The 11,521-nt window shown below is 41.3% G+C and carries 11 protein-coding genes and 1 tRNA gene; 1 reads left to right on the top strand and 11 read right to left on the bottom strand.

The window, feature by feature from the left end; genetic code table 11:
- Positions 1-153 precede the first annotated feature (153 nt).
- The 10 genes from rpsO to ACKWCF_RS10695 form a co-directional block, all read right to left on the bottom strand.
- Positions 154-423 (bottom strand): 30S ribosomal protein S15, encoded by a 270-nt coding sequence (gene rpsO / locus ACKWCF_RS10650; protein WP_409477569.1) that lies wholly within the window; start codon positions 421-423, stop codon positions 154-156.
- 121 nt (positions 424-544) lie between these two features.
- Positions 545-1,504: a tRNA pseudouridine(55) synthase TruB gene (gene truB, locus ACKWCF_RS10655; protein ID WP_409477570.1), complete on the bottom strand. Its 960-nt coding sequence runs from the start codon at positions 1,502-1,504 to the stop codon at positions 545-547.
- Positions 1,505-1,945, bottom strand: coding sequence for a 30S ribosome-binding factor RbfA (gene rbfA, locus ACKWCF_RS10660; RefSeq protein WP_409477571.1), 441 nt, complete (start codon positions 1,943-1,945; stop codon positions 1,505-1,507).
- A 32-nt stretch (positions 1,946-1,977) separates the two neighbouring features.
- Positions 1,978-4,854 carry a translation initiation factor IF-2 gene (gene infB, locus ACKWCF_RS10665; RefSeq protein ID WP_409477572.1) on the bottom strand — a complete coding sequence of 959 codons (2,877 nt, stop codon included), beginning with the start codon at positions 4,852-4,854 and terminating at the stop codon, positions 1,978-1,980.
- Positions 4,855-4,890: 36 nt separating this feature from the next.
- On the bottom strand, positions 4,891-6,285 hold the full coding sequence (gene nusA, locus ACKWCF_RS10670) for a transcription termination factor NusA (RefSeq protein WP_409477573.1): 1,395 nt from the start codon (positions 6,283-6,285) through the stop codon (positions 4,891-4,893).
- Positions 6,286-6,293: 8 nt separating this feature from the next.
- Entirely contained in the window at positions 6,294-6,857 is a 564-nt protein-coding gene (gene rimP / locus ACKWCF_RS10675) for a ribosome maturation factor RimP (protein ID WP_409477574.1), read from the bottom strand.
- Between the two features lie 178 nt (positions 6,858-7,035).
- Positions 7,036-7,488: a GNAT family N-acetyltransferase gene (locus tag ACKWCF_RS10680; RefSeq protein ID WP_409477575.1), complete on the bottom strand. Its 453-nt coding sequence runs from the start codon at positions 7,486-7,488 to the stop codon at positions 7,036-7,038.
- Positions 7,454-7,972: a hypothetical protein gene (locus ACKWCF_RS10685; protein WP_409477576.1), complete on the bottom strand. Its 519-nt coding sequence runs from the start codon at positions 7,970-7,972 to the stop codon at positions 7,454-7,456. The genes ACKWCF_RS10680 and ACKWCF_RS10685 overlap by 35 nt, the downstream gene beginning before the upstream one ends.
- 48 nt (positions 7,973-8,020) lie before the next feature.
- Positions 8,021-8,419 (bottom strand): hypothetical protein, encoded by a 399-nt coding sequence (locus ACKWCF_RS10690; RefSeq protein ID WP_409477577.1) that lies wholly within the window; start codon positions 8,417-8,419, stop codon positions 8,021-8,023.
- 149 nt (positions 8,420-8,568) lie between these two features.
- Positions 8,569-9,738 carry a hypothetical protein gene (locus ACKWCF_RS10695; protein WP_409477578.1) on the bottom strand — a complete coding sequence of 390 codons (1,170 nt, stop codon included), beginning with the start codon at positions 9,736-9,738 and terminating at the stop codon, positions 8,569-8,571.
- 279 nt (positions 9,739-10,017) lie between these two features.
- Here ACKWCF_RS10695 and ACKWCF_RS10700 point away from each other — a divergent pair.
- A tRNA-Leu gene (locus ACKWCF_RS10700) sits at positions 10,018-10,104 on the top strand.
- Positions 10,105-10,155: 51 nt separating this feature from the next.
- Here the strand turns inward: ACKWCF_RS10700 and rsgA are convergent.
- Complete coding sequence (gene rsgA / locus ACKWCF_RS10705) at positions 10,156-11,238, bottom strand: ribosome small subunit-dependent GTPase A (RefSeq protein ID WP_409477579.1); 1,083 nt, start codon at positions 11,236-11,238, stop codon at positions 10,156-10,158.
- Positions 11,239-11,521 lie beyond the last annotated feature (283 nt).

The following is an 11,521-nucleotide window of genomic DNA, read 5'->3' on the forward strand; positions in this document are numbered from 1 at the left end:
ATGCCCAGAAAGGCATTTTTGCGCGCCAGCCCCGGGAGCTTTAGCGGAGGGGTTTTGGGCAGGAGCCCAAAACAAAAAAACCCAGATTTTTCAATCTGGGTTTTTGGATATCTAAATTTAATGAGCATCGCCTCTGTGGCGGCGCGCTTTAGATTATTTACGGATTTCTAATGCTTTGATTAGAGTTTCGTAACGAGAAGTGTTTTTAGATTTTAAGTAATCTAATAATTTACGACGTTGGTTAACGCATTTTAAAAGACCACGACGGCCGTGGTTGTCTTTTTTGTGAGTTGCGAAGTGAGTTGTCATATCATTGATACGAGCTGTAAGTAACGCAACTTGAACTTCTGGAGAACCAGTGTCTAATTCAGCTGTTTTGAATTTTTTTAAGATTTCTGCTTTTTGTACTTTTGTAACTGCCATTATAAATTCCTTTGTAAGGCTTTTTTGTTTTAAGCTTTTCCGAAATACCGTCATGGCTGACATGTATCCCCGATTAGCGCGAGTGAATTTTTTAGCAATTTCGAGGGGTTAAGGCAAGGATTTAGTAACGAAAGCCGCGTTTAATCTTAAACCCGACTTGAGGCTCAAGACCGATGATCGCCAGAACCTGTTTATTATCTCTAGAAGAAGCAAAAACCCATTGGTCGCGCTCAGGATTGAATAGAACGATTAATTTCGATCTGAGGTCATGGCTGATTTGGCCATTATTTAAAAGAACCTCGTCGTGGCCATGAACCTTGATATTACGAACCCCGCCAACAGCCTCATTAAGCGGCACAATAGTGCTCGACAAATCCAGGGTTCCAGCATCTTTTTCGGCCATAAGGCCTTCTAAACCTAATGACTGATTAACCGTAAAGTCGTGGGATTTAGTTCGACGAAGCCCTGACATGGTAGCTCCACAGCCCAACTGCTCGCCTAAAAGCTTAACCCATGAACGGATAAAACTGCCTTTTGAACAATACAAATGAAAGCTATAACGATTTTCTTTTTCGGCTTCTACGTTTTCGATATAAGTCACATCCCAAAATGTCATGGATTTTGAGGGAATTTCAACTTCTTCACCTTCGCGCGCATATTCGTAAAGTTTTTTACCGTCGATTTTTTTTGCCGAAAATAAAGGAATTGGTAACTGCATTTCACCAAGTAAAGCCAAAGCTTTCGCTACAACTTCGTCTTTTTTGACAGTGACAGGAGTTGTTTTTTCAACAGCGCCTGTAATATCTAAAGTGTCTGTTTCAATACCCAGCTGCACTTGCACTTCGTAAGCTTTATCGCCTTCAGTGACAATCGAAGAAAGCTTTGTCGCTTCACCTAATAAAACAACCATTAAACCACTCGCTAACGGATCAAGCGTTCCTGAGTGGCCCACTTCTTTTGTACCCGCAAGACGGCGCACACGCGATACCACATCGTGCGAAGTCATGCCCGATGGCTTATCAACGAGTAAAAGCCCGTGCAGGCTTGTTCTTGGTTTAGGTTGTTTAATTTGCTGAGACATTTAGTTTTCTTCGTCTTCAAAGTCGTCATCATCATCTAATGATTCGGCTTTGCTAGGATTTTTACTAATTTCAGAAATAATTTTCTCTACTCTTAAAATTTTCTCAGTTGATTCATCAGCAAAGAAAGTTAATTTCGGAAGATACTTCATATTTAATTTGTTGCCGATTTCGTCCTGAATTTCAGGAGCCCAGCTTTGTAAAATCTTAACCGCTTCAGCTAATACTTTACCTTGAGTCGCTGACTGTAAGTCTTCAACATTAGTTTGAAGTAAACTTACATAAACGCGCGCTTGGCGTAAATCCGCAGGGATTTGCACGCGCGCAACAGTAATCAAGCCTGGCAACTCGCGCTGCAAGCGAGAAATAATAAATGTCGAGATTACAGATTGAACTTCACGTTCAACGCGCGCCACACGGCGCCCGTCACCCATATTTTTCATGTGAAAAATTCCTTTATGAATTTACCCCGATCTTATTTGATCGGAGTAAGTTCTCTAGCAATTTCTTCCTTGAGGTAAGCTTCGATAACGTCGCCCACTTTGATATCATTGAAATTTTCGATGCCAATACCGCATTCAAAGCCTTCTGAAACTTCTTTTGCATCGTCTTTGAAACGTTTTAATGAAGATACTTTACCTTCGTAAACGATCTTACCTTCACGCACTAAACGTAACATGTTCGAACGTTGGATTTTTCCAGATGTTACGAAACAACCAGCGATCATGCCGATTTTCGGAACTGTGAATGTATTTCTAACTTCAGCAGAACCAACCGCTTTTTCAACGATTTGCGGAGCAAGAAGACCTTGCATCGCTTTTTTAATGTCATCCATCATTTCGTACACGATTGTGTATGTTCTGATGTCTACACCAAGTTGTTTTGCTTTAGCTTGGGCATTCGAATCTGGTCTAACGTTGAAACCGATCACAACACCTTTAGATGTTTGTGCAAGTAATACGTCATTTTCATTCACTCCGCCTACGCCTGAGTGAATAACTTTAGTTTTAACTTCTAAAGAATTTGCTTTCGAAAGCATTCCAGTGATCGCTTCTAAAGAACCTTGAACGTCAGTTTTTAAAATGATGTTTAAGTCTTTCACTTCACCTTGAGTCACTTTAGAGAATAAATCTTCTAATGAAACTTTTTTCGAAACTTCTTTTTCTTTTAAGATAATGTCTTTACGGATTTGAACAACTTCTTCAGCTGTTTTCTCATCCTTAACAACGTCGAAACGGTCACCGGCACCTGGAACACCTTCAAGGCCTAACACCTCAACTGGCATACCCGGATTTACGCGGTCAACGCGCTCGCCTTTATCATTTGTTAATGACTTCACACGGCCTTTCATTGGACCAGCAACGATGTACTGACCAACTTTAACGTGACCATCTTTAACTAAGATAGTGGCAACAGGGCCTTTACCTTTTTCAAGTTTAGCTTCAATAACTAAACCTGTTCCTGAACGTTCAGGATTAGCTTTAAGTTCTGCAACCTCAGCTAATAATTTAATATTTTCTAATAATGTATCGATACCTGTTTTCTTTAAAGCAGACACTTCAACGAAAATCGTGTTACCGCCCCATTCTTCTGGAACGATTTCAAGCTCTGTTAATTGTTGCTTGATACGATCTGGATTAGCCCCTGGCTTATCCATTTTGTTCACGGCAACGATCATCGGAACACCAGCCGCTTTAGCGTGGTTAATCGCTTCAGCAGTTTGTGGCATCATACCGTCATCAGCAGCTACCACGATAATCGCGATATCTGTTGCATTCGCTCCACGCGCACGCATAGCTGTGAACGCTTCATGGCCCGGAGTATCTAAGAATGTAATTAAAGATCCATCTGGAGCTTTAACCGAGTACGCACCGATATGCTGAGTGATACCGCCGGCCTCGCCACCAGCAACATCTGCTTGGCGGATAGCATCTAATAAAGATGTTTTACCGTGATCGACGTGACCCATTACAGTCACAACCGGTGGACGGATGATTAGATCTGCATCTAAATCACCGAATGCTGTTTCAACAACAACGTCTTCAGCTGTTTTGAATGTGTTTTCTGCTTCCCAACCGAAATCAGGAACAGTTAATGCTACTGTATCGAAATCTAAATCAGTATTTACGTTAGCCATAACACCGCTTTTCATTAATACTTTAATGATTTGCGCCGCTTTAAGACCCATTTCCAGAGCCATATCGCCTAATTTAATTTTTCCGTTCACTTTTAAAACACGTTTAGAAGCTTTCGGAGTCGTGATCTGAGTTTTCATCGCATCACGGTTTAACACCGCTTGCTTTTTCTTAGGTTGGAAAACCATCTCACGCTTACGGAATTCAACAGCGTTGAATGAAGATACTAATTCTTCCTGCTCTTTTTCTTTAGCTGACATTCCGCCAGATTGAGTGAATGTACGCGCTTTTTTGTCGCGGTCACGGTGAGCATCATTATTAAACGGTGTTGCACCTGGTTCTGGAATAGTTTGTTGAGCTACGAAGCCTGGGCGAATATTACGACCACCGCCAGCACCTGCTGGACGAGGACCTGAAAATCCACCACCACCGCCTGGGCCACCCGGGCCACGCTGGAATCCACCACCGCCACCTGGGCCGCGAGGTTGGAAACCACCACCTTGACGATTACCTTGATAGCCACCCGTGTTTGTTGCGCCCGGAGGAGCTTGAACACGGCTTAAATCCATACGACCGATGATATTTCTTTTTGAAGCCACAGCTGTAGAGCTTGCAACTCCACTATCACCGATAGCTACTTCTTTTTTACGAGCTACTGGAGCCGGCGATGCTGGAGCCGCTGGCGTTGCCGCCGGAGCTGCTACTGCTGCTGCAGGTGCCGGTGCTACCGGAGCTGTTTCAATTTTAGGTTCTACTTTTTGTTCAACTTCAACAACTGGCGCTGCTTGAACTGGCGCTACTTCTTCGGCAACAACTTCAGCTGTTTCTTCAGGTTTTGAAATCACGCGTGCTTTGACTTCAGCAACTGGTTCAGCTTCTTTTGTTTTACGACGAATAACACTTGATTTTGGCGCTTCAGGAGCTGGTGCTTCTGCTACGGCCGCAGCTTTTTTCGTAGTTGTTTTAGTTGCAGCAGTTTTAGTTGCTGCTGCAGCTTTTGGAGCAGCGGCTTTTTTAGTCGCTGTCTTTTTCGGTTTTTCTTCAGCCGCAGGCTCAGCCGGCGCAGAAAGTTTAGCCTTAAGAGTGGCTAACATATCTGGCTCAAGTTCAGCCATGTGATTTTTAATCGGCAGATGCCATTCTTTGATTTTGTCCATCAAAGCTAGCGGTGTCATACCGATTTCTTTTGCGAATTCAAAAACTTTTGGATTACTCACGCGTTAGTTACCTTTTTTCTTCTCTCGAAAACCTAATTAGTTCTCGTCCGATTTTAGCTTAGATAATTCAGCTTTTAACTGATCCTCTGCTCTTTGTTTTGCTGACGATGCAGCTTCTTTAGCAGCTTGCGCTTGCGGAGAAGTTGGAACCGGAGTTCCAGCTGCTTCGTATTTCGCAATTAAGGCTGCCGCATCAGAAATTAACTTCTGAGCTTTTTCTTGTTCTTCGTAACCAGGGATTGTCATGATCTCTTCAGCTTTAGCTTTTGCTAAAGATTGGAAAGAACCAAAACCTGATTGAAGGATGTTTTGAGCCATAGTTTCGTTCATGCCTGGCACTAACATTAAATTGAAAATCGACTCAGCAGTTCTTGACTGAATTGCTGTTGAAGAAACGATGTCTAATTTCCAACCTGTTAATTTCGCAGCAAGACGGACATTTTGCCCTTTTTTACCAATCGCTAATGATAATTGCGAATCTGGTACCACGATTTCCATCTCTTTGTTTTCTTCGTCTAAATACACTTTAGAAATTTCAGCCGGAGCTAAAGCATTACACGCAAAGCGTGTAACGTCTTCGTCCCATAATACGATGTCGATTTTCTCGCCACGTAATTCTTGAACGATATTTTGTACACGAGAACCTTTCATACCAACGCAAGCGCCCACTGGGTCTACCGAATTGTCGTTAGAACGAACCGCGATTTTCGCGCGTTGTCCTGGTTCACGAGCCGCTGACATGATTTCAACGATATCGTCGTAGATTTCTGGAACTTCCATTTCAAATAATTTAACTAAGTAACGCTCATCTGCACGTGACATGATGATTTGTGGACCACGTGTTGTTTGACGAACTTCAGCTAAGTAACCTTGGATGCGGTCACCCGGTTTAAAAATTTCGCCAGGGATTTGTTCACGTGGCGGAATGTGAGCTTCTGTACGGCCTAAGTCTACAACGATCGCGCCTTTTTCAACACGACGAGCAATACCAGAAGCCACTTCGCCTTTACGTTCTTCAAATTCAGAAAAAATAATTTCGCGTTCAGCATCGCGAACTTTTTGTAAAATAATTTGTTTTGCGGTTTGAGCAGCAATACGGCCTAAATCACCAGACTCTAATTTGATACCGATTGAATCGTCTAATTGAGCACCTGGATCAAGTTTTAAAGCTTCATCAAGAGGGATTTCAACTTCTTCATCGATGAACTTTTCACGTTCAACAACTTCTTTGAATTCATATAATTCAACTTCGCCAGACTCTTCATTGTATTGTGCTTCGATTTCACGGTAAGTACCGTATTTTTTACGAGCAGCTACAAGCATTGCTTGCTTAACAGCTTCAACGATAACGTTTTTATCGATACCTTTGTCTTTACCAACTTGATCGATAACTTTTGATAGATCGTTAATGTTTAATACATTATCTGCCATAAATACCTCTACTTCTTTTTACCTTTTGTATTCTCTTTAAATTCAAATGTTAATTTCGCTTTATGAACAAGATTCAACGGAACCTTGATCGTCTCTTGTCTGAAGTCGAAAACTAACTTGTCGTCTTCTACGCCCTTAAGCACTTCTTCAAACTTCTTTGTTAACTGAATCGCTTTTTCTTGGGCTCCTAAAGAACCTAAGCTTTGATCCAATTGAACATAGATTTTTTTACCCACCACTTTTTCGAAATGGTTTTTCGTTTTTAAGTGGCGATCTAAACCAGGAGATGAAACTTCTAAGCTGTAAGCGCCACCGGGAACTAACTCTTCGCCGCCTTCAACATCTAAGATTTCATTCAATCCGCGCGCTACATTCGAACAATCTTCGATGCCAACGCCAGCTTGTGATCCGTCTTCTAGAGTAACTACTGGTTTATCAATAAAGATTCTTAAAACACGACCGTTGCCGGAACCAACCACTTCGATATCGTAAAGTTCACACCCTTGTTTAAGGCAAATATCTGCGACTATGTTCTCAATTTTTTTAAGCCAAGCTTCTGGTTTAATTTCCAACAACGTATCCTTTAGTTTACAACCCCTGAAAATAAAAAAAGACCTCAAAGGGTCTTTTTCGAAACCAAATCTAGATGAGTGTCTAAACTGGCTGGGGCAAAAAAAAATGGGACTATACGGCCCATTCATGATCAACCTAACAAATGACTCTCGAAAAGGCAATCTATATATACGTTGACTAGGCTGTGCCCAGATACTGAAAGGTCAGGGCATCCGAACGGTCGACATAGTAGGCTTTACGAGTCCCGATTTGTTTAAAGCCTGCTTTTTCATATAAGTTGATCGCCGAGCGATTTTGGCTGTGAACCTCGAGCAGAAGCGGCTTAGACGCCTCGCGACTTTTGGCCTGTATTTCACGCAAAAGCAGGCTCATAACGTTTTTACGACGGGCCCAGCTTGCTGTTCCCAGCGCCATGATCTCGATTGCATCTAAATTATCACGGTAAGAGATAAAGCCACAAATGCGGCCTTGTTCATCACGGCAGATCAGAAATGCTGACATTAGAAGCTCAGTTTCAATATTTTCCATCGGCCAATTGAACTCAGCCTTGTTGGTGACCGAGTCATAAATCTCGAAAAACAGCTCAGTGAGCTCTTTATATTCCGAAGGCGATGCGACTTTTAAAGTCATTGGATTTCCACCCTAATGAGTATTTACGTTTTAAAACCACCAGCCAGGCGATAATAGCCTGGCGATTCGATAATTGGCGCTCTTTGATTGTTACAAGCTCAGCGACACGAAAAAGTTTTTCGATTTCTTTTTTTACGTTTTCAGCTTTTTTAGCATTTTCTGGATAACGATACGTCTGCATGAAACGCTCAACCACTTCAGGGTTAGCCTGAATATCTAATTGTTCAGCCTCACGAAGCGCCAAACAACTGAATAGGTAAAATTCGGCATTGCTTTCAAAAGACTTACGAACGGATTCAACAAAAAAACGATCCATCGGTTTTAATAAATCTTCAAAAATTTTAAAATCGTAATTCGTTTGTCCCTGCCCGTTCAAATCAAACAGCAACTCATCCACCAACACAATAGTACCTTGCGGTTTTTGCGCGGCTTGCGCTGATGATACGACTAACAATAAAGAAACAAACAATAAACGTAAGAACATACAGTTATCTTAAATAAAAAAAACCGACTCTGTAAAGCTAACTATGTCTTACGGAGTACTGACACACTGAACCGAACGCCAGTCGATACCTTTGCCTACTTTGTATTTAAACTCAAGATCGATATCCCAGCCAGGATGTTGTTCGGCTTTGGATTTTTCGGAATATTTGAAATCGCAATTATACTCATCTTTGCCTGAATCAAGCTTATCACATTTCAAAAATTTAGAATCGAGGGTCTTACTTGCGAAGGTCCAATTAATATAGCCGGCTAGAAAATCTTTGATCTTAACTGTCTTGCCAGAACCCATTTCACAATGGTTTTTAGCTGTCTTATTCGTATTTTCTAATAACTGCAAAAGCACAGTGTTTTCCAAATCTCCTGCAAAACAAACTGAATTAAACACGATAACAAGAAATACCAAAGCTAATTTAATGTGATTTTTCATTTTAAAAAGATATTTTCTAATTAGATTATCGTCAATTCGGGGATAGACCACTATCTAACTCTCCGTTGCCAACGGTAAACAAAAACAAAAAACCCACATCTTTGTTGAGATGTGGGTTTTAGTTTCAGGTAGTAATCTTAAATTAAATTTTAGAAATTAACGCGGGCGAATAAACCTGTTGTGAAGTATTGTAACTCTTCAACAGGAGTAGAGCCAGCCGCTGTTTGGCCGCTTCTTTTGCTCGATAAGTTGAACATATATTTAAGATCAACACCGGCAGACATTTTAGAATTAAATTCTAAATCAACACCAGCGATGATACCTAAGTCGATCGCGTGTGATGTACCGAATTCAGTTCCCGCTGTACCGAAAGTTGTGTTGTTGTTAGCAACATACTGACGGTAAGAGTAAGAAACTAAACCACCAACTACCGGACGAACGAAACCACCGATTAATTGGTACTTCGTAGAAAGCATACCTTGATATTGGTTCATATCAAATTCTGCAATGTATGGACGACCGTAAACATCAGTTGAACGACCGTAAACATCTGCATAGTGTGCATTTACTGTGTAGTTAGAGTACATGAATGAACCTTCAACTAAGAAGTAATCAAAACGAGTACCGAAACCAGCACCTAAGGCATAGTTACCTTTGATTGATTCGATATCTGGATACTGACCGATACCTGCATTCGCTGTGAAATACTTTTGCTCTAAAGATGGCTCGATAGCTTTTTCATCTTCAGTTAAAGCTGCACGAACTTCTTCACGAACTGCATCGCGAGTTAAAGTTTCGTTTTGGTTGATAATGATTGGTTGTGGTTGAACTTGTGAAGACGGAGCTTGCACAGGCGCCACTTGTTGTTGCTGAACAGCTTGCGGCTGTTGTTGCTGATTTTGAAGAGTATCAAACTTATCACCGAATAAAACCGCGGCACGTTTTTTCTCGTCTTCCATACGGCTTTGTTCTAATTTTTCAACGATACGAGATTCAGTTCTTAATTCTTCTTCTTGGCGGCCACGGCGGATGCTTTCTGCGCGTGAGTTGCTAAGAGGTGAACCTTCAACCGTAGTTTCTGGTTGTTTTTGCACTGCTGGAGCTAATGACTGCTGCGGAACCACTACTGTCTGAGTGACCACTGCGCCCGTTTCAGCTTTAGGTGCGTTTTGAGTCGATGTATTTTGTTGTTGATACATCTGCTCGATTTCTGAATCCACTTCAGCACTTAAATCGTTTCCTGAAGTTTGTGCGATAGCCATTTCAGCAAATACTAGATTTACCAAAACCGCAGCCGCGATGATTAATGATAGTTTCATAAATACTCCCCTGATCCTTTTTTTAAACCTTGTCTTTTTACTACAGGGAATCAAATTAGCAACCGAAGTGCCAATAAATGTAGCTTTTTCCGGGTCGGTGACAATTACTGTAACTGGTTGGAAAGACTGATTTTTCTTAATGGGCACTTAATTAAACGACTTTTAGTCAGTATGGAAAAAGGTGACGACCTTTAAGCCAAGCTTGAAAAAAATACTTGAACTGCAACGTTTGCTACCATTAAATAAGGAGCAACTTTTTACGTCTATTTATTTGCCGGTGCCTCGGTGATGAAATTGGTAGACTTGCTAGACTCAAAATCTTGTGGGAGCAATCCCGTGCCGGTTCGATTCCGGCCCGAGGCACCAATTATTTCTCTATAAAACCTTATTAGAAACAATCGGCGCCCCTACCTTTATTCACTCACGTAGTTTGTATTTATCGCGAAGAGCTTGGCTGATCTTCTTCCATTTCTTTTTTTCTTCCGAAGCTAAAGCTTTATCCTGCTTACGCTGGGCGTGGCGTACCTCACGTAAGAGCTTTTGATAACTTTGCCAGCGGTCAATTTCGAGCGCCCCGTCTTCTAAAGCCTGAATGATCGCACAACCTGGTTCTGTTTCGTGTTGGCAATCGGAAAAACGGCATTGGCTAAGCAAGGCTTCGACTTCTTCAAATTGCGAACTTAAACCTTCTTCGTGATCTAAGAGTTGCAACTCACGCATACCTGGCGTGTCGATCACAAGACCACCAAAGCGGCTTGCAAAAAGCTGGCGCGAAGTTGTGGTGTGACGACCTTTATCGTCATCTTCACGAATGCTTTGTGTTTTTAAACGCTGTTCACCGATTAAGTAGTTTACTAACGTTGATTTACCTACACCGGACGAACCTAAAAATACTGAAGTCGTGCCTGGCTTTAAAAGTTCTTTAAAGAAATGAGCGTTTTCAAAATTTTCTTGTGAAACAGCATAGACCTGTAATGTCGGAAAACTTTTTTGCACCTTCTGGGTAAACTCATCAGCTTCTGCGCTTAAATCAGCTTTGGTCAATAAAAGCACTGGTTCAACGCCTGCATCTTTAATTAACGTCACATAACGTTCGATACGACGAATATTTAAATCATCGTTTAATGACGATGTTACAAATCCGTAATCAACATTGGTTGAAAGAATTTGACTATCAGCACTGCCGACTTGTTTTCGTTTGAGAACACTTTTGCGCGGTAATATTTCTTGAATGATCACACGATCATCCGAACCCGATGCTTTAGCTAAAATCCAATCGCCCACCGCCGGAAAATCTTCTCTGCTTTGGGCTTCGAATTGTTTTTTACCTGTGACTTGTCCCCAGACTTTATAATCTTGTGAAAATTGAATGCGATAAAGATTTCTTTCTTCGCAAATAACACGGCCAATTTTCAAACCGTCTGAATTGATTTCAGCCAAATGACTTTCAAAAAAGCCATTCCAGCCATAGTTAACTAAAAAGTTCCTGTCAGAACTCATTTGTACTCCTTAAGTTTTAATTGAAAATAAAAACGAAAAACTTGAAAGAGACTTCTTGGATAAAGATTTAAAAATTATTTTTTAAGCTTGAGCAAGAAGGCTCTTGTTATTGATTTGAATGTACATACGAACCTCCTTGGTTGATATGACTACCTTAAGCCAGCTTTTAACCGATGTCAAAAAAAAGACGGCCCCGTGAGGAGCCGCCTTAATGTGTGTGAAGAACGCAGTTTGGCTTTGCGTTATTTGAATGTATCTTTATTATCGGCCAATTTAGAAAAAA

It is taken from the genome of Pseudobdellovibrio sp. HCB154 (assembly GCF_046267985.1).
GTDB lineage: Bacteria > Bdellovibrionota > Bdellovibrionia > Bdellovibrionales > Bdellovibrionaceae > Pseudobdellovibrio.